Origin of the sequence: Paenibacillus whitsoniae (assembly GCF_003955665.1) — a bacterium.
GTDB lineage: Bacteria > Bacillota > Bacilli > Paenibacillales > NBRC-103111 > Paenibacillus_E > Paenibacillus_E whitsoniae.
This window is the reverse complement of record NZ_RXHU01000111.1, coordinates 1-18,369: the sequence shown is the minus strand read 5'-3', so window position 1 is coordinate 18,369 and position 18,369 is coordinate 1. Positions and strand designations below refer to the sequence as shown.

At 53.6% G+C, this 18,369-nt stretch carries 17 protein-coding genes and 1 other annotated feature; of the genes, 5 read left to right on the top strand and 12 right to left on the bottom strand.

All coding sequences use genetic code 11. The features are described from left to right. The 3 genes from zapA to pheS form a co-directional block, all read right to left on the bottom strand. Positions 1 to 1,886, bottom strand: a 1,886-nt coding sequence (gene zapA / locus EJQ19_RS28985; RefSeq protein WP_164716794.1) for a cell division protein ZapA, incomplete at its 3' end; no start/stop codon positions are given. 94 nt (positions 1,887 to 1,980) lie between these two features. Continuing rightward, on the bottom strand, positions 1,981 to 4,443 hold the full coding sequence (pheT, locus tag EJQ19_RS28980) for a phenylalanine--tRNA ligase subunit beta (protein ID WP_126144720.1): 2,463 nt from the start codon (positions 4,441 to 4,443) through the stop codon (positions 1,981 to 1,983). A gap of 27 nt (positions 4,444 to 4,470) precedes the next feature. Beyond that, positions 4,471 to 5,505, bottom strand: a complete 1,035-nt coding sequence (gene pheS / locus EJQ19_RS28975) for a phenylalanine--tRNA ligase subunit alpha (RefSeq protein ID WP_126144719.1) — start codon at positions 5,503 to 5,505, stop codon at positions 4,471 to 4,473. 70 nt (positions 5,506 to 5,575) lie between these two features. Then, positions 5,576 to 5,829: a binding site (T-box leader), on the bottom strand. A 201-nt stretch (positions 5,830 to 6,030) separates the two neighbouring features. On the opposite strand from pheS, the gene EJQ19_RS28970 reads away from it, so the two are divergent. Together EJQ19_RS28970 and EJQ19_RS28965 are read left to right on the top strand one after the other, a co-directional pair. After that, positions 6,031 to 6,459 (top strand): MarR family winged helix-turn-helix transcriptional regulator, encoded by a 429-nt coding sequence (locus EJQ19_RS28970; protein ID WP_241243131.1) that lies wholly within the window; start codon positions 6,031 to 6,033, stop codon positions 6,457 to 6,459. 86 nt (positions 6,460 to 6,545) lie between these two features. After that, positions 6,546 to 8,201, top strand: a complete 1,656-nt coding sequence (locus tag EJQ19_RS28965; protein ID WP_126144718.1) for an MDR family MFS transporter — start codon at positions 6,546 to 6,548, stop codon at positions 8,199 to 8,201. A 45-nt stretch (positions 8,202 to 8,246) separates the two neighbouring features. Here EJQ19_RS28965 and lepB read toward each other — a convergent pair whose 3' ends face one another. Further along, positions 8,247 to 8,774 (bottom strand): signal peptidase I, encoded by a 528-nt coding sequence (lepB, locus tag EJQ19_RS28960; protein ID WP_241243130.1) that lies wholly within the window; start codon positions 8,772 to 8,774, stop codon positions 8,247 to 8,249. Between the two features lie 135 nt (positions 8,775 to 8,909). Between lepB and EJQ19_RS28955 the strand changes: the two genes are divergently transcribed. Both EJQ19_RS28955 and glsA read left to right on the top strand, forming a co-directional pair. Continuing rightward, a complete protein-coding gene (locus EJQ19_RS28955; RefSeq protein ID WP_126144717.1) occupies positions 8,910 to 9,830 on the top strand; it encodes an aldo/keto reductase in 921 nt (306 codons plus the stop codon). Positions 9,831 to 9,851: 21 nt separating this feature from the next. Next, on the top strand, positions 9,852 to 10,805 hold the full coding sequence (gene glsA, locus EJQ19_RS28950) for a glutaminase A (protein ID WP_126144716.1): 954 nt from the start codon (positions 9,852 to 9,854) through the stop codon (positions 10,803 to 10,805). A gap of 89 nt (positions 10,806 to 10,894) precedes the next feature. On the opposite strand, the gene EJQ19_RS28945 is transcribed toward glsA, so the two are convergent. The 8 genes from EJQ19_RS28945 to EJQ19_RS28910 form a co-directional block, all read right to left on the bottom strand. Beyond that, a complete protein-coding gene (locus EJQ19_RS28945; RefSeq protein WP_126144715.1) occupies positions 10,895 to 11,635 on the bottom strand; it encodes an AAA family ATPase in 741 nt (246 codons plus the stop codon). 80 nt (positions 11,636 to 11,715) lie between these two features. Beyond that, positions 11,716 to 13,386, bottom strand: coding sequence for a copper resistance CopC/CopD family protein (locus EJQ19_RS28940; protein WP_126144714.1), 1,671 nt, complete (start codon positions 13,384 to 13,386; stop codon positions 11,716 to 11,718). Continuing rightward, positions 13,379 to 13,786, bottom strand: coding sequence for a DUF2203 domain-containing protein (locus EJQ19_RS28935; protein ID WP_126144713.1), 408 nt, complete (start codon positions 13,784 to 13,786; stop codon positions 13,379 to 13,381). The genes EJQ19_RS28940 and EJQ19_RS28935 overlap by 8 nt, the downstream gene beginning before the upstream one ends. Before the next feature lie 72 nt (positions 13,787 to 13,858). Next, positions 13,859 to 14,323 carry a nickel-responsive transcriptional regulator NikR gene (gene nikR / locus EJQ19_RS28930; protein ID WP_126144712.1) on the bottom strand — a complete coding sequence of 155 codons (465 nt, stop codon included), beginning with the start codon at positions 14,321 to 14,323 and terminating at the stop codon, positions 13,859 to 13,861. Between the two features lie 126 nt (positions 14,324 to 14,449). Beyond that, positions 14,450 to 16,216, bottom strand: coding sequence for a diguanylate cyclase (locus tag EJQ19_RS28925; protein WP_126144711.1), 1,767 nt, complete (start codon positions 16,214 to 16,216; stop codon positions 14,450 to 14,452). A gap of 66 nt (positions 16,217 to 16,282) precedes the next feature. After that, positions 16,283 to 16,657, bottom strand: coding sequence for a response regulator (locus EJQ19_RS28920; RefSeq protein WP_126144710.1), 375 nt, complete (start codon positions 16,655 to 16,657; stop codon positions 16,283 to 16,285). Between the two features lie 92 nt (positions 16,658 to 16,749). Next, a complete protein-coding gene (locus tag EJQ19_RS28915) occupies positions 16,750 to 17,184 on the bottom strand; it encodes a gamma-glutamylcyclotransferase family protein (protein ID WP_126144709.1) in 435 nt (144 codons plus the stop codon). A gap of 56 nt (positions 17,185 to 17,240) precedes the next feature. After that, the gene (locus EJQ19_RS28910) at positions 17,241 to 17,528 is read right to left on the bottom strand and encodes a CD3324 family protein (protein ID WP_126144708.1); all 288 of its coding nucleotides are present in this window, start codon (positions 17,526 to 17,528) and stop codon (positions 17,241 to 17,243) included. Positions 17,529 to 18,173: 645 nt separating this feature from the next. Between EJQ19_RS28910 and EJQ19_RS32275 the strand changes: the two genes are divergently transcribed. Continuing rightward, positions 18,174 to 18,369 (top strand): hypothetical protein (locus EJQ19_RS32275; RefSeq protein ID WP_206438503.1); only part of this gene is annotated, 196 nt, incomplete at its 3' end.

Sequence of the window (18,369 nt, the reverse complement as noted above, 5' to 3'; positions counted from 1 at the left end):
GCGACCTCTTGCTCCTCCTGCGCCGCTGCCAGTTTTGCTTGCAAGGAAGCTCGAACCTCCGCATGCTCAGCCTGGTGCTCTTCCAGTGCGACCGCCGCTTCCGCGAAAAGCTCCTCTTCACGAAGCGCCAACTCGGCTTGATGCTTCGCGTGAATGGCTTCAAACGAGATCTGCTGATCACTCGTGATTTTTTCAATAACCGCTTGATAGTTTTTCTGCAGCGTCGTCCGTTCAGTCACGTACGTTTCGTTGAGTGCGGCCAACTGATTCTGATGCGTCTCACGCAAAGATGACAGCTCTTCCTCATGCGCAGTCTGGATTGCAACAATTTCTTCTTGATGCAAAAGTTTCAAGGCGTCAATAGCTTCTTTGCTGCTAATCTTCAAAGCGGCAATCTCATCCTGGTGGCTTTGCGTCAGCGATTCTATTTCTTCCTGATGGCTCTCTGTCAGCGCCGCAATTTCATCCTGATAGTGCGTTTGTAAAGCAGCAAGCTCCGCTTGATGGTTCACTTGATGATCTTCAAATTCGATTCGACGCTCATGCGCATATTCAGCCAACTCGGCTTGATGGGCTTCCTGTAAAGCGGCAAGTTTCTCTTCATACTGCTCCGCGAGCAGCCTCTCCTTCTCGGCATGCTGCGCACGCAGCTTGGACAGCTCGTCTTGCAGCAGGGCGGCTGATTCTTCTTTTTCCTGCTGGTGCAGTTGAATCAGTTCTTCCCGCTCCAACTGTGCCAAAGCTTGCAGTTCTTCATTTTGCAGCAGATGACTCTCGGCAAGCGCCTTAATCTCCTGCTTATGCTGCTCGTTCAGCTTTTGCAGGCCCTGCGCGCGCTGTTCAAGTGCCTGCTCGTACTGCTGCGTGCTCTCGGCATGCTGCTTGCGCTCTTGCTCGAGCGTCAGCTTCGCTAGCTGGTGCTGCTTACGCTCCTGCTCAAGCGCTTGCTTCGCCTGCTCCAGCTGCTTCTGAAGCTGCTCTTGCCCCTGCTTCGCTTGGGAGAGCTGCTGGCCGGCTTGCGTCAACTGCTGGCTCGTGCTTTGCAGCTTCTGATCAAGCCCTTGGCCTTGCTGCTTCACGCCCTGCAGCTGCTCCTCAAGGCCTTGGCTATGCTGCTGCGCCTCCTGCAGCTGCTGCACCAGCCCCTGCCCATGCTCCTTCGCCTCCTGCAGCTGCTTCTCCAGCCCCTGGCCTTGCTGCTTGGCTTCCTGCAGCTGCTTCTCCAGGCTCTGCGCCTGCTGCCTTGCGCTTTGCAGCTGCTGCTCCAGACTCTGGCTGCGCTGCTTGGCATTCTGCAGTTGCTGCTCAAAGCTTTGCCCCTGCTTGCTCGCGGCCTGCAGCTTCTGCTCCAAGCTCTGCCCTTGCTGCTTCGCATTCTGCAGCTGCTGCTCCAAGCTCTGTCCATGCTGCTTTGCACTTTGCAGCTGCTTCGCCATTTCATCGAATTGTGTTTTCAGCTGTGCCTGCTCTTGTACAATCTGCTGCATGCGCTGTTGAAGCGCTTTTTCCTTGTCTTGCGCTTGCTGCAGCTGGCCTGCCTGCTCATCCGCGAGCGCCTGCTTCTTCTCCTGCTCCTGCTGAAGCTCGCGATACTGCTCAGAGAGCTTGTCATACTCGGCTTTCCGTGCTTCCTGCTCCTTCTGGATCTTGCTGAGCTCATCGAGGACTTCGTTCATTTTAAAGCATTCGTCGGCCATATTGACCGCCGCCAGCACAGCGATGCGCTGCGCGTCCAGGCGCGGATAGCTTTTGGCGATCGTGAACATTTGCTCGTCCACGTAAGCGGCCACATTTTTCATGTAGTTGGTGCTGGTACTGGCTTTGAGTTTGTATTGATGCCCATATATGTCAACGGTAATTTTCGTTTTATCGTCTTCGATCGTCACAGTGATTTCCTCCCTTAAAATGAAAAGGCTGATCTTAACGAAAGAAATTCGCTAAGACCAGCCTGTTCTCCTGCACCACGCAAGGAAAGTTGCACTATTTTCTTAATTCTGCCCCAAATTGCTGTTCTAGGGCAGCGACGACTTTGGCATGAAGCTCTGTAACCTCTTCATCCTGCAAAGTTCGCTCCGCGTGACGGTACACGAGGGCGATAGCCACGCTCTTCCGACCAGCGCCAAGACGCTCGCCTGTGTAGATGTCGAACACTTGAATGGACTCCAGCAGTTCGCCCGCCACTTCGGTAATCGCCTTCTCCAAGGAGCCGACGGGTACCCCTGCATCCACCACAACCGCAATGTCGCGGCCGACCGACGGATAGCGCGGCAGCAGCTTGTAAACAATCGCATCGCCCGCCGCTTCAAGAATCGGCGTCAGCTCAACTTCGAGCACGTATGTGTCGTCCAGATCACGCTGCTGCTGCACAGTCGGGTGCAGTTGCCCGATGCGACCGATAACGCCGAGGCCCGGCAGGGAAAGCTCAGCGGTACGACCCGGATGGAAGCCTTCCGGCGCAGCCGATGTGTAGCTCAGACCTTGAACGCCCAGATACTGAACCAAACGGTCAAAAATCCCTTTCAGATCGTAGAAGTCAACCGACTCAGATTTCGAAGCCCAGTGTGCGCCGCGGCGTTTGCCCGTCAACACGATAGAGAGCAGCAGCTTCTCCTGCGGCAGCTTTGTCAAAGCAGCTTCATCCGTGACGAAAGCTTTGCCGATCTCGAAAATTGCCACATCGTCCATCGAACGGTTGCGGTTATAGCTGACCACCTCAAGCAAGTGCGGCACCAGGCTCGTTCTCAGCTGGCTGCGCTCCTCGCTCATCGGCATCGCTAAGCCAATTGGCTTCGCCTCAGGGTACAAGCCCGGAATCGCCGCAGCATCGCCTTCCACTTGCCCGTTGGCACGCGGATGCGTGAACGCATACGTGATAACCTCGTGCAGACCGCTTTGCGTCAGCACGTTACGCGTGATACGGCGAATCGCTTGTTCTTTGGTCAAGGAGCCTGGTGTCGTCACGCCGGTCATCAGTGTTGTCGGGATGTTGTCATAGCCGAACAAACGAGCTACTTCTTCGATCAAGTCCACATCGCGCGTAATGTCGCCGCGGCGGCTTGGCACGTGCACAAGCAGCTTGTCGTCGCCTGCCGATTCAAATGTGAAATGAAGACGTTTCAAGATCGCTTCAATATCGTTCACAGACAACGCTGTGCCGAGATATCCGTTCACGCGATCTACCGCAAGCTCAATGCTGACGGGCTTGTTAGTGCCGCTCACGGCTTCCACGATGCCGTCCGCTACTTGGCCCGATGCGTACTGCGCGATCAATGCAGCGGCACGGTTCAAGGCCGGAATGACCGATTCCGGGTTCACTTCTTTCTCGAAGCGAAGGCTCGCCTCCGAGCGCAGACCCAACTGGCGCGACGTGCGGCGCACGGAGCTGCCAGCGAACTTAGCCGACTCCAGCAAAATGCGCGTCGTGCCGTCGGTCACTTCGGAGTTGGCGCCGCCCATGACGCCGGCGATGGCTACAGGCTTCGTGCCGTCGGTGACGAGAAGCATGTGTGGTTCTAATGTGCGCTCGACGTCATCGAGCGTGGTCAGCTTTTCGCCGGCCTTGGCGAGACGCACGTCGATGCGGCCGTTATGCAGTTGATCCGCGTCAAACGCGTGCAGCGGCTGACCGTATTCGAGCATCACGAAATTCGTGATGTCGACGATGTTGTTGATGGGGCGCACGCCTGCGGCCATCAGACGGTTTTGCATCCAAAGCGGCGAGGTGCCGACGCGCACGCCTTCGATCAGGCGAGCGGCGTAGTGCGAGCATTGCTCGTTTGCCGTAATCGCAACGGAGATGCGATCAGCAGCTTTTACGCCGGATGCGGAAGCTTGCAGCGCGGATTCGGCATCCGGCAGCTTCACGTCGCGGCCCAGAATCGCCGCGATTTCATACGCCGCGCCGAGCATGCTGAGGCAGTCCGAACGGTTCGGCGTCAAGTCCAGCTCGAGCACTTTATCGTTAATGGCCAGCACATCCAGGATGGATGCGCCAACCGCTGTATCTTCCGGAAGCACCAGAATGCCCTCCTGAATTTCTTTCGGCAGCAGCTTGTCGTTCAGGCCAAGCTCTTTCGCTGAACAGATCATTCCTTGCGATTCCACGCCGCGCAGCTTCGCGCGCTTAATGTTCAGGCCGCCCGGCAGCACGGCGCCGACGACCGCTACGGGCACCTTTTGCCCGGCATCGATATTTTTAGCTCCGCACACGATTTGGAGATCTTCACCTGTGCCTACATCCACCAAGCACACGCTCAATTTGTCCGCATCCGGATGCTTGTCGCGCTTCTTCACGAAGCCGACGACCACGTTCGAAACCCCTTGATTGCGATCTTCGACGATGTCGACTTCGATCCCGCTGCGGGTTAATTTTTCAGCTAATTCTTCGGCTGTGAAGCCGGTTACGTCCACATATTCGGATAACCATTGATAAGAAACGTTCATGCCTAACCCCTCCTTCTCCTAAATAGCTTACACATGTAAAAACTGCTTCAAGAAACGCAGATCGTTCGTATAGAAGTGGCGGATGTCCTCAATGCCGTATTTCAGCATCGCAATCCGCTCCACGCCCATGCCAAAAGCAAAACCTGTGTACTCCTTCGGATCATAGCCGCCCATCTCGAGCACACGCGGATGCACCATCCCTGCGCCGAGAATTTCCAGCCAGCCTGTTTGCTTGCACGTGCGGCAGCCGGAGCCTTTGCACATCGCGCAGCTGACATCGACCTCAACGCTCGGTTCCGTGAACGGGAAGAAGCTCGGACGCAGACGGATGCGCGTCTCAGGGCCGTACATCTCCTGTACGAATTGCAGAAGCGTGCCTTTCAGGTCGCTCATACGCACGTTGCGATCGATGACCAGTCCTTCAATTTGCGTAAACATGTGGGAGTGTGTCGCATCGTCATCATCGCGGCGGAACACTTTGCCCGGGCAAATGATTTTGATCGGCACATCGCCTTTACGCTTTTCCATGGTACGAACTTGTACCGGAGATGTCTGGGTACGCATCAAAATTTCTTCCGTAATATAGAAAGAATCCTGCATATCCCGCGCCGGATGATCTTTCGGCAGGTTCAGCGCTTCGAAGTTGTAGTAATCCTGTTCCACTTCAGGGCCTTCCGCCACCGTATAGCCCATGCCGATAAAAATATCTTCAATCTCCTGAATGACCTTGCTCAGCGGATGGACAGCCCCTTGCTGGGACGGACGGCCAGGCAGCGTAACATCGATCATTTCCGCACGCAGACGATTCTCGGTCTCCAGTCTCGTATACGTCGCTTGCTTCTCTTCGATCACCGCTTCAATCGCCGCGCGAACGTCGTTCGCCACTTGGCCGATAACCGGTCTCTCTTCAGCGCTCAGTGCGCCCATACCGCGAAGCACTTCGGTTAACGGGCCTTTTTTGCCCAAATATTTGACTCTCAGCTCATTCAGCTCCTGCTGATTCCCTACCGCGCTTAGCTCTTGCAGCGCTTCTTGCTTTAACGCTTCTAACCGCTCTTTCATTAGATACCCCTCCTGATTATCGTCATACGGTTTACCTTGGAACAACGCAAAAAAGGCTTCCCGCTCCCTCACAAGGGACGAAAAGCCGTGGTACCACCCTAATTAGATCGTCTATGTGGACATGCCGAATAAACGAATCTCACTTCATTTCAGATAACGGACGATAGCCCGGTTCCTCCTACTAGAAGATTTTTTTCAAAACTTCATTCAAAGGACTGCTCAGGAGCGAACTTCGGCAGCCTGATTCTCGGGGACAGCTCTCAATCTCTGGCTTTCCCTCCCTGTCAAGAAGCACTGCGTACTCTTCTCCGTCAAAGCATTTCCACGTATATGTACCAGTTATTATATGCAAGATAAGGTCGATATGCAAGTATGCCTGTCATTCCCTCTAAAAATGATGTTGACGGCCGCGTTCGGATGGCTTATATTTTACTTAAACAATTTAAATATTATTCAATTTAATTATTACATTGTTTAATATTTTAAAAATTCAAACAATTCCAATTTGCGAGGAGGTGCATTCTCTTGGAAGACGATTTCCTTTCCTATACCAATCGCTTCCGAACCGCATATGAAATTGCCCATCGCAAAATACATCACGCGGTTTTTGCAGAGCTTCAAACCGAGCTGACGCCTCCGCAGCTATTTTTATTGGCGATGATTCATAAGCAAGGAACTCCCAAGCAAAGCCATCTAGCAGAGCTAATGGGCGTTAAACCGAGTGCAATCACCGTTATGATCGACCGTTTAGTGCAAAGCGGTCATGTTGCGCGTCTCCAGCATGAGACCGACCGCCGCATCGTTTTGGTCGAAGTATCGGAGAAGGGCAAGCGCGTGTTCGAGCATGCTTCCGAAGTGACGCGTAACGTGATGGAGCGCGGACTCAAGCAGCTTTCCGAGGATGAGCTTCATACGATGGTTACTGCTTTTGAGAAGTTTACAGCTTTCTATTAATTCAGGTTCAAAAAGTCGGGTTTTCAGCGTGATCAAAAGACGACTTTTTGAACTACCTCTATTAGAGAGAAGGAGAGGATCCAACCATGGAATCAGTGCCACACACAAACTCGGATACAAATGCCGAGAACCCCACGCCCCATTTGAAAAATAAAGGGCTGCTCATCACAGGACTTATTATCGCTATGCTCTTCGGTGCCTTGGACGGCACCATCGTCGGTACCGCGATGCCGCGAATCGTCGGTGAATTCGGCGGACTCGGCCTGATGGCCTGGCTGACCACGGCGTACATGCTGACATCGACCGTTGTCGTGCCAATCGCCGGTAAACTGGCGGACTTGATTGGACGCCGGGTCATTTATGTGACTGGACTTATAATTTTTATCGTCGCTTCGGCGCTTTGCGGCATGTCGCAGAATATGACTGAACTGATCTTGTTCCGCGGTCTGCAAGGGCTTGGCGGCGGGATTATGATGCCGATGGCGATGATTATTATCGGGGACATTTTTACAGGCAAGCAGCGTGCCAAATGGCAAGGCGTTTTCGGTGCCATCTTCGGACTTTCGTCGGTTATCGGGCCACAAATCGGCGGCTGGATCGTCGACGCCTGGAACTGGCGCTGGGTGTTCTACATCAACTTGCCAGTCGGTATTCTAGCAGTTATTTTGATTGCCTTCGCGCTTCCTAAACATAAAGCAACTGGCAAAGTTACGTTCGACGTTCCCGGCATCGTGACGATGATTGTCGGCGTTGTCTCCCTGCTTCTTGCACTCACGTTCGGCGGCAAAGATTACGCTTGGAGCTCCTGGCAAATTATCGGCTTGTTCGTGCTTGCGGCGATTTCTTTAATCTCCTTCGTGCGCATCGAAAGCCGGGCTAAAGAACCCATCCTGCCTGTGCGCTTATTTAAAAATAAAGTGTTCACCACCATCAACGGTGTCGGCTTCCTGATGGCGGTTGGTATGTTTGGCGCGATTATGTTCGTGCCGCTCTTCATGCAAGGCATCGTCGGCATCTCCGCTTCCGCATCCGGTACGGTGATGACGCCGCTGATGGTCACTATGATTATCGCCAGCATCATCTCGGGTCAACTCGTTTACAAGCTCGGCGTCCGCAATCAGATGCTGATCGGTATGCTCGTCATGGCTATCGGGTTCTACATGCTGAGCTCCATGGGCATTGACACGACGAAGCTGATGGCTTCCAGCTACATGGTCATTCTTGGTCTGGGCATGGGGCTCGTGATGCCAATTCTGACGCTGGCGCTGCAAGAAAGCTTTCCCAAATCCGATCTCGGCGTCGTTACGTCGTCCTCCCAGTTCTTCCGTCAAATCGGCGGTACGTTTGGGATGACCATTCTCGGCGCGATTATGAACCACAAGTCGACGGTGCTCCTCGAGCATGATCTCGAGCCTGTCGTGAAACAATTGCCCGCGGAATCGAGCCAGTTGGCGAATCAGATGACGGACATGATTCATACGAATCCGCAAGGGCTGTATTCTTCGCTGCTCAACCCGGAAACACTGGCGAAAATGCCAAAGGAATTCGTGGAACACATGGTGCCATTGCTCAAAAACGCGCTCGTCACCTCGCTGCAAAACGTTTTCCAGATCGGTTTGGTGTTCGTCATCCTGGGCGCCGTGCTTGCGCTCTTCATCGGCAATATGAAAATTGCCGAGCGCAAGTCGCGCAAGAAAGGCGATAAACCGGATGACGGCGATCTCGCGACAGGCATGGCATAAAATAAAAAGCTCCTTCCTCTTTTAAGAGGACAGGAGCTTTTCGCCTTATTCAATCGTACCCAGATGATTGAGCGGGAAGAGCCGGAATACGGCCTTGCCGATGATATCTTTTTCCGGTACAAACGGCGTCGGCCACAAATGGGCATCGTAACTGTCGTTGCGGTTATCGCCGAGGAAAAAATAGTTGCCGGCAGGCACGGCAATAGGGCCGAAGGTGTATGTCATTTTATCCTTCACGTAAGGTTCGTCGACAGCTTGGCCGTTGCGGTACAAAGTGCCGTTCCTGATCTCAATCGTATCGCCGGGGAGGCCGATCAGCCGTTTCACGTAGCGGTCCTTATTGCCTTCCAGCGGTGGCCAGAAGACGACGATGTCGCCGAATTCAAAATCGGTGAGGGGCTTCATTTTTTCCACGATAATCTCATCTTTCAATTGAATCGTCGGCAGCATGGATCCCGTTGGTACGGTCATGGCCTGCGCCACATACGTATTGATGACCAACGCAAGCAGAATCGCAAACGCGATGCTGGGTACCCATTCCTTGGCGAATTTCCAGATGGAGGTTGATTTCAATCGGATCAGCTCCCTAATCTTTATAATCTCTTAACGCTTTTTCCACCTTACCCTATTTCCGACACCCGTGTATTAATATAAAATAAATTGTTGTTGTATAATGAGTGAGACACACAATAAAGGAGCGTGTACACATTGAAATTTCGCAGACTTGGCAAAACAGATCTTAAAGTTTCCGTCGTTGGTGTCGGCACCTGGCAATTCGGCGGCGAGTGGGGATTGAACTACACGCAGGATGAAGTTGACCGCATTCTCGACCAAGCGGCAGAGCTCGGCATCAACTTGATCGATACCGCGGAATGCTACGGCGATCATCTGTCAGAGTCATTCATCGGCAGCTACCTTAGCCGCCGCGACCGCTCCAAATGGGTTGTCGCCACGAAATTCGGCCATCATTTCCACGATTTATTTACACGTACGGACGATTACAGCGCACAATCCGTCGTTCAGCAGTTGGATGCGTCCTTGAAAGCCTTACATACGGATTATATCGATCTCTACCAGTTCCATTCGGGACCGGATTCGCAGTTCGATAACGACGAACTCTGGACGACCCTAGATAAATTGACCCAAGCGGGCAAAATCCGCCATCTCGGCACATCGATCGGCAGCAATGCCAACATCCATCAGACGGCGGCTTCCACCAGAGTCGGCTCCAAGGCGATTCAGGTCGTGTACAACCGCCTGGACAGAGCGCCGGAGGAGCAAGTATTCCCGTCCTGCGTGGAGCAGGATCTCGGCGTTCTCGCGCGCGTACCGCTTGCCAGCGGCTACCTGAGCGGCAAATACAAGCCTGGCGCCGTATTCGCCGGCAATGATGTCCGCCATCGCCACGACGCGGAAGCTGTCCGGCAGAAGCTCGAAGAGGTTGAACGTATCCAGCGGGATGAAGTGCCGCAAGGTATGGACATGGCCAAATGGGCGCTCGCCTGGTGCCTCAAGCACGATGCTGTCACCACGGTTATTCCGGGCTGCAAAAACCCTGAGCAGGTCATCGCGAACGCCGCAGCGACGGAGCTTATTTCGGACGAGCATCCGCAAGCCTGGAAAAATTAATGCAGAGAAGGACGACTCCTCATGAGACACCAGCAGCACCCTGATATTTGGCAGCAGCTTCAAACGCATCTTGGCGAGTGGGTCATCCAAAGCAAGGCGCAAGCCCCGAAAGGCCACGTCGCCACTTACATTCCCGAATTGGCGAACGCGTCCGAGGATTCGCTTAGCATTTGCGTCATGGACGGCTCCGGTGCCACAGTGACAGCTGGTGAGACAGACTGTCTGTTCACCCTGCAAAGCATTTCCAAGGTGTTCACACTGATGCTGGCCTTGATTGATCACGGCGAAGCCGTCGTGTTCTCCAAGGTCGGCATGGAGCCAACCGGGGACGATTTTAACTCCATGCTGAAGCTGGAGCTGGTGGAGCCGGGCATCCCTTTCAACCCGCTGATTAACGCGGGAGCTATCGCCATCTCCTCCCTGATCGGCGGGGATACACCGGAGAAGCAGATTGAGCGGGCATTGGCTTTTTTCCGCGATATTGCGGACAATCCGAGCCTTGCGATCAATCAGGCGGTTTTCAAATCCGAGTCGGATACGGCGCACCGCAATCGGTCTTTGGCTTACTTCCTCAAGGATAACGGGGTGCTGGACGGCGAGGTGGACGACATTCTGCGCGTCTATTTCAGTCACTGCTCGATTGAGGTATCCTGCAAGGATCTTGCTCGGATGGCGCTAGTGCTCGCTTACGACGGCGTCGATCCGATACGGAACAAGCGGCTGATTCCGCGGCGCTATGTGCAGATTGCCAAGACGTTCATGATTACATGCGGCATGTACAATGCCTCTGGCGAATTTGCCATGAACGTCGGTCTGCCTGCCAAGAGCGGCGTCTCCGGCGGCATCCTGACGATTGTGCCGGGTCGATACGGCATAGGGGTCGTCGGACCTGCGCTGAACCGCAAGGGCAACAGTACTGCGGGTGTGCATCTGCTGGAGACGCTCTCTCGGGAGTTTGACTGGAGCCTGTTCTAGGCTACAAGCACCTGAACAAGAACGAACTGATTCAAAAAAGCGGCAACACTAGCATGATTTCATGTACGGTTTGCCGCTTTTTTGCATGTCTATTCCTCGTCTCGGAACAAATCCTCCAAAAACTTGTCCGTGCGGTTCAAAAATGATTTCGTAATCTGGTAATGCTCCGTCTCCTCGTAGGAGATGCGTTCAACTGCAGAGGAGTCGAAGCTGTAAATATGCGCGCCGGGAAAGCCCAGCAGAATCGGCGAATGAGTCGCGATTATGAACTGCGACTTGCCGCCTTTCACCAAGCCGTGCATGATTCGCAGGAAAGCCAGCTGCCTGGCCGGCGACAAGGCGGCCTCGGGCTCGTCTAGCAGATAAATGCCTTTACCGCCGCCAAATCGGTTAATAAATAGCGATAAAAACGACTCGCCATGCGATTGCTGGTGCAGCGATTTGCCCCCGTAAGCCTGGTACCGGAACGTCGGGTCTTCTCTCGCCAACTGATCGAGATGCGAGGCAAAGTGATAAAAACTCTCCGCGCGCAGAAAAAATCCTTGCGTCACCCGCGGCAGCCAAGACAGCCGGATGAAATTTCCCAGCGCCGACTGAGACGCATCGACGTCATAGACATTATTTCGGCCGCCGCCGCCGAGATTGAAGCCGCACTGGTCTGCGATTGCTTCGAGCAGCGTCGATTTGCCTGAGCCGTTTTCCCCGACGAAAAAGGTAACGGGGTGCTTGAAATCGAGCCGCTCGAAGCCACGAATAGCCGGGATGGTGAAGGGATGCGACTGACGGTCCGTCACTTTTTCTTTCAGCAGCGTCATACTTCGCAGGAACATTCGGTCTTCACTCCTTGAACAGCAGATTGACGAATACAAAATACGCACAAGGCCGGGGCGGCCTTGTGCGCTTCTTTTTCTTAATACACGATGAATTCCCTCGTGTACACGGTCTCATTATCGTCGGAGTCCATGACGCGCATTTCCACTTGCCAATTGCCGCGGAAAGGCAGATACGCGCCTTGGCCTTTATAATCGTACTTGGCCAAGTCTGTGCCGTAACCTTCCACCTGAAGCTGAACACTGTCGACGTACGGCTCCAGAGGAACACTGATCGGAGAAATCGTCTCGTCGTCCTGATTGTGAAGAATCATGAGCACCTGCTTCGGTTTGCCCAAATTTTTGGGCAGCCACACAGAGACATCAAACGTATTCGTTCCCGGTACCTTTGGAGAGATATCGACGGATACGTGCACCTTTTCGCCCATCTGATGCCAGGTAAACGGTTGATTGGACGGAATCGGCGCCATATACGTAATAAGTCCGACTAACGCCACGATGACGACCATCAGCGACAGATCCAGCTTCACCCAGATGTGCGTTTGCTGAATGCTGCCCTTGCGCAGGAATAGGCGAATGACGAATCCGACCACAGCGACAAGCACAACCACACCGACTTTCATGAGGAGCAGCTTGCCCCATGTCGTGTACAGCAAATAGTGCAGGTTAGGCAGGAACAGCAGCACGGAAAGCACGCCGCTCACCGTCAGCACAACAATCGAAATGAACGCCATCCGTGAGAAGCTGCGCATATAATCCCCGAGCTTGTCATCTTTCTTCCGCCACAGAACGAAGAGCAGTACGAGTCCCCCCGCCCAGCAAGCCGAAGCCGCCAGATGGACGAAATCAAGCCCGATCGTTAGCCATTTTGGCGAAAAGGAAGCCGCATGTCCGCTGAAACTTTTGGCGGCAAGCAGCGCAATGGCCCACACGACATCCAGCCACAGTCTTCGGCCGACCAGCAGAAAGCCGACGAGCGACAGCGCAAGCAGCAGCACCCACGAAATGCCGATTGACGTCGCACTGATCAGCTGCCACAGCTCTTCCACGCCGCCGCCGCCCAGCAAATCTTCGATGTGCGTAAAAATCAGCAGCAGCAGCGCAACCAAATGCCCGCGCTGCAAATTCTGCGTCCAGGCGGACAGCTCCCCCTTGGACTGTAAACCTTGAGCGCCCGGCATACGCAGCCACAGCACCCAGCCGGTCAATACGAGCAGAGTCAGAAACCATAGCCCGCGCGATGCATACTGCAGCAAGCCCTTGGTCGTCAGCGGCCCCGAGCCGTGATCGTGATTATGCAGCGCCGGCGATGACGTCAGCTCGTCCGACTCCGGCGGGTTTCCGACCGTGAACGGATAACTGCCGCCGACAGGGTGTCCGTCCGCGGAAATGACGTGGTAACTGATAAGGTAGACACCGTCATTCAGTTTGGGCAACCCAAGCGCAATGCCATTTCCTTGCACGTTCATATGCGCTTTATTCGACGTAACCTCTTTGCCGCTGTTATCGTACACTTTAATATAATAAAGTCCGCTGTCTAACTCTTCATTGAACGTTATCTTGATTTCGGGCGGCGATTGGGGCAGCTTCGAGCCGGACACCGGTTCGGATTGCACCAGCGAAGCGTGCGCAGATGCGGATTGCGGAGCCACCGAGCCTAAGCTTACAGCCAGGAGCATGATTAACAGACCCAGCATTGCAAGCGAAAGTGGCCGACGCCATCCCTTAACTCTCCTAATTCCCTTATTCATCGGCTAACGGCCTCCGTCCGGCAAATCCGTCGTGCAAGCCATGGAAAAAACGAATCCGATCCTCGCCTTGCCGCCAGCACAACAGCACTTCCTCGCCATCCAGCATTGCCGGAAAATCGACCAGCCCGGTATCAATGTCCTTGAGCTCAATTCCTGTCCCTTGAAAATGTTCAATAAGTCCACGCGCTTCAATCTGCAAAAACTCCAGCGCCGCCTCCTGTACGAAAAACGGATCTTTTTCCGTTTGCGGCCGTTCGGCGGCCTCATTCTTGAGCCGTCGCAGCTCCATATATTTGTGCTCGAATTCACGCTTGATCGCTTGCATCTTGGTTAGCTGCTGATCGACAAACGGGAGCAAGCCATTCGCTTCATCGAGCGTAAACCATTTTTTAGCAGACATTGTGCACCTCCCCCGCTTATTGTAGCAAACCTGCCGCTGAACTTCGAGTTTTGCCGCAGACCTTTCAACCGCCTAATGATGCTCACCGTGCGCGTGCCCGTGGCGATGATCGTGGCTGCTCTCGTCCACATGCGTTACGGAAAGCTCCGCGTAAGTGACACCTTTCAGCACCTGAATACGCTGCTGCAAATCCCGCAGCTTTGCCACTTCCCCGCGCACGACGAGAATCTCCAGACACTGCGCATGATTGAGATGAATATGCATCGTAGAAATAATGGCATGATGATAGTCATGCTGTAGCTCCGTCAGCGTAATCGGCAGGTCGGTGCTGTGATGATCGTAAACCATCACAATCGTGCCGGCGACCGTCTCGTCCGGCTTCATCGTGCTTGAGGTGAGCAGCGCTTTGCGTGCCAAATCGCGAATCGCCTCAGAGCGATTATCATAGCCCATCTTTGCAATCATGCTATCGAACTGCTCAATCAACGATTGAGGCATCGAGATCCCGAAGCGCACCAAATTTTCTTTTTCCGACAATGAAAACGACTCCTTTATGTACCCTGGTTGCGAATACTTCCATTATGACGAAAACGGGGATCGGGTTCAAGGTGGCTGCAGCCCCACGCCAAAAAGAGGCCGGCTCACGCCTGCCCCTTCCCGAATTTACCCGATATCCATAAGCCGTTTCACGCGAATCTCCAGCTCCACCAGCGAGAACGGCTTCGTCATATAATCGTCCGCGCCTAATTGCAAGCCTCGTGCGATGTCGTCCTCTTTCTTTTTGCCCGAGAGCATCAGCACTTTCACGTCGGCCTGAACGCCGCCAGTTTTCCGCTTAATTCTTTCCAACAAGGAAAAGCCGTCCAAGTTGGGCAGAACGCCATCCAGAATGCAGGCATCAAACGCCTGCTGCGTCAACAGCGCCCAAGCTTCGTTGCCGTCCGAGACCTGCGTAATTGCAATCGGCAAATGCTCGAGCTGCGACGTCAAAATCGCGCGAAGAATCGGATCGTCATCGACGATCAGCAGCTTCTTCTTCTGAAGCTGTGCCTGCGCATGGGAAACCAGCTTGGTAAACTGCTCGCTCTCGCCTGCCAGCGCTGAACGCCGGACCTGATTCTTGCCGCCTTGCTTTGCCTGATACATCGCATCGTCGGCTTTCGTAATCCACTCGTTGACATGGAGACCGACCTGATACTCCGCCACACCTGCCGAGAACGTGATGTAAAACTGCTGACCGTCGTATTGGGCAACCGCCCGCTCGCGGACCGTCTCCAAAATCTGCTGCATAATGCCGATCGCCTGATCCGCTGTCGTATTGGGCAGCGCGATCACAAATTCTTCCCCGCCGAATCTAGCTAACAGATCGGTTGACCGCAGGTTGACCTGAAGCACATGCGCCAGCCCCTGCAAAACGAGATCGCCGACATGATGCCCGTAGGTGTCGTTGACGTTCTTGAACGAGTCAATGTCGATGAAAACGAGGGAAATCGGCGCCGGATACCGCTGAATGCGCTGCAGCTCCAAGCCAATCTGCAGCTCGAAATAACGGCGGTTGAACACACCCGTGAGCGGATCGCGGAAGGCCAGCTGTTCGAAGTTTTTGGTGCGTTTGAGCAGCGCGTAAATGCGCACGGCCAGTTCCTCGTACTGGAACGGTTTCGTCACGTAATCGTCGGCACCCAAATGGAAGCAGCGAACCTTATCGCTGAGGTCGTCCCGCCCGGACAGCACAATAAGCGGCAGCCATTTGAGCGTAGGATCTTCTTTCAAAAACTCAAACAACTCATAGCCGGACTCGGGATGCATCAAAAGATCGAGCGTCACCAGGTCGTATGTGTGCTCGCGCAGCAGTCTTTTAGCCGTGTCGACGTCGCCCGCCTCATGCACGACACAATCGTCAAGCTGCAGCCGCCGGGTCAAATAGGTGCGCAGTGAATCGTCATCGTCCACAAGCAGAATCCGGCCTTTCATCGTCCGAAGCAGCGAACTGCCGCCATGCTCCTTCTGCTCATCCATGCTTAGCTCCGTCAAACCGATCTCCTGCTCCATCTCCAATTCGCGGATAAGCTCTTTGCTTCGCAGCAGACTCTCGTCAAGCGGATGCAGCGTGCGCAGCAGCTCTTCCTGCGATTCTTCCAATGATTGCGTCCATTCCCAGGTATGAACCAGCTTGTCCGCGAGTCGACCGATCCGGGTATAGCCGAAAATCGGCGCGCTCCCTTTTAACGTATGCACAATCCGATAAACGCGAAGCAGCCCTTCCTGCGAAGGCCCCCCGTCCTGAAGCATGAGCATAAGCGTTCGCAGCTCAACCAGCTGTTTTTCAAATTCGCCCAAGAAAACCTTCTTGCCTTGTCTTAAAATCCGAGCCCCCCGTTCATCAGCACTTTCGGTGCTCCTGAGCGTCTGATGTTGCTTATCGTTCATTCCCCACAATCACCCTTTTTAACTCAAATGTATCGTTGCTCTATCGCTGCTGCCCTGTCAACTCCGCTATTTCTGCAGCAGGTGTTCCACCGTATCCAGCAGCTGCAAGGGACTAAATGGCTTTACAATATAGGTCGTAACACCGGCGGCTTTCGCTTTTTCTTTGTCTTTTTCCAGCGCTTTGGCCGTCAGCAGAATAACAGGAAGGTCCCGATTTCCATTATCGCTTTGTCTGAGCCAGGTGCATACTTCCACGCCGGTCCGTTCCGGCATCATATAATCGAGAATCACTAAATCAAACTCGTCTGCGCTGAGCAGGTCAATCGCCGCCTGACCGTCCTCCGCTTCCGAAATGACATACCCTTCGTCGGATAGCGTTTCGGTTAGCAAAAACCGCAGTGCGGCTTCATCATCTGCCAGTAAAATTTTATATGACATCAAAGCGCTCCTCTATGCAGTCTTCTTTTTCCAATTATAGCATTATCCCAAAGCCCAAGATAGAACATTGTCGAAAAATAGCCAAATGAATAACATTATGTCGAATTCCTTTTTCGATATGTCTTCCAGGAGGTTCCGTCAATGCGTGGTAAGCCCTTCGGTCGCTCTGGGCAGTGGTACACCCAGCCTTCCCGCGCTCCGGACATGTCCCGCACCCAGCTGCGTTCGTACTCGTTATCAGGATGCCCCGGACCGAAATACCACTCCAGCTCATCCATCGCTTGAAGGCCCTCCTCCGTGACTTCGAGCCATTCCCCTTCAACGATCCCCTCTTCCGTTAGCAGCAGCGCCGGATAGTCGCCGACATCATATAAACGGCCGTGAACCGCGCCAGGTTGCACGTGCTGAACATAGGGTTTCGCAACAAAGTGGTTGTTTTCGCCCGTAAGCAGCGTGCCGTAGACAAACACTGAAACCAAACCGATCCCTCCTCTTATGGCGCTGGCGATGTTTTCCCCTATTTTCGACATCCCCTTTGCCAATTCCTACTAAAAAAAAGAAAAGCAGCACCACGAGGGAGCTGCCGCTATACTTGATTCGCTGTTAATTCGCGAGTTTTCACAATAATTTTCCGAATGCTGTCCTCCGAGAGGTGGAACGTCTTGATCAGCTCCATCACCGTCGAACCGGTTTGATACATGCGGTAAATCTCCCGATTTCTCCGCTCAATGATGATGCGAGTCCCGTTGTTTTCTCCCCAGCCAGCGCGCTTCTGCTCTTTCTTAGGGATATACACGATTTCGCCTTGGATATATTCTTGCAATTGTTTTAACAGGCTCGGGGGAAGAACATCTTTCCCGTTCTTGTAACTCATGGATGAAAACCTCCTCAAATTGTCGAAAAGCTGAAATCCTTTTGACTGATTTGCAGAGTGTCCTGAGCGCCCCGTAACCTCCTACCATTCTCATAAAATGGAATAAAAAAAACACGACCATAATCGTGCCTGTCGGTTGTATATTCAGTTATACAAATTCAGGTGAACGGTTATTCCACGAATGATATTCAGTTAGGAGACGCGTACCTCTGCGGTTGCCGCTACAATCATCGCTACTGTGGTTGTCATTGTGTTCATTTGATAACACTCCTTTCACCTAATTTAGGAAATTTGTTGTTCATGTACATTATATGTAAAAAGCAAGATGCTGTCTACTCGTGGTCAAAAAAACTTCTTGTCTCTGTGGGAAGAGATACATTCGTCATGATGCGGGAGGCCTTCGTCATAGAAAAACCATTTCCCGAATAGGAGAGATAATGCGGGAGGCCTTGCGGGCCCCCCGGCTTTTAACGAAGGGGCTTCTGCTTACGCAGAAACCACCTCTGCATTTGTTGTAATCACCTCGATCACTCCTTTCCGAAGGATTTGAGCCGGCCGGCTACATCCCTATTAACTCATATTCGGGGATGAGCCTCAAGTGAAAGAATGGTTATAGGGATTCTTTCCCTGGGAGGGGCGGCATGCTTGGGTTCAAGAGCCGAACGCACTCGCACAGGCGGTACGGCGACTTCAAGGACGAGGGCGGCATGCTTGGGCAGCGCGGGTTCAGGAGCCGAACGCACTCGCGCTGGCGGTACGGCGACTTCGAGGTCGAGGGGCGGCATGCTTGGGCATGCTCGGGTTCAGGAGCCGAACGCACTCGCGCTGGCGGTACGGCGAC

Bases quoted from the DNA above. Each gene is read 5' to 3' on its own strand.
- EJQ19_RS28915 (WP_126144709.1), bottom strand. From the start codon at position 17,184: ATGTCGAAAATAGGGGAAAACATCGCCAGCGCCATAAGAGGAGGGATC.
- EJQ19_RS28965 (WP_126144718.1), top strand. From the start codon at position 6,546: ATGGAATCAGTGCCACACACAAACTCGGATACAAATGCCGAGAACCCC.
- pheT (WP_126144720.1), bottom strand. From the start codon at position 4,443: ATGAACGTTTCTTATCAATGGTTATCCGAATATGTGGACGTAACCGGC.
- pheS (WP_126144719.1), bottom strand. From the start codon at position 5,505: ATGAAAGAGCGGTTAGAAGCGTTAAAGCAAGAAGCGCTGCAAGAGCTA.
- glsA (WP_126144716.1), top strand. From the start codon at position 9,852: ATGAGACACCAGCAGCACCCTGATATTTGGCAGCAGCTTCAAACGCAT.
- EJQ19_RS28925 (WP_126144711.1), bottom strand. From the start codon at position 16,216: ATGAACGATAAGCAACATCAGACGCTCAGGAGCACCGAAAGTGCTGAT.
- EJQ19_RS28935 (WP_126144713.1), bottom strand. From the start codon at position 13,786: ATGTCTGCTAAAAAATGGTTTACGCTCGATGAAGCGAATGGCTTGCTC.
- EJQ19_RS28910 (WP_126144708.1), bottom strand. From the start codon at position 17,528: ATGAGTTACAAGAACGGGAAAGATGTTCTTCCCCCGAGCCTGTTAAAA.
- EJQ19_RS28940 (WP_126144714.1), bottom strand. From the start codon at position 13,386: ATGAATAAGGGAATTAGGAGAGTTAAGGGATGGCGTCGGCCACTTTCG.
- EJQ19_RS28945 (WP_126144715.1), bottom strand. From the start codon at position 11,635: ATGTTCCTGCGAAGTATGACGCTGCTGAAAGAAAAAGTGACGGACCGT.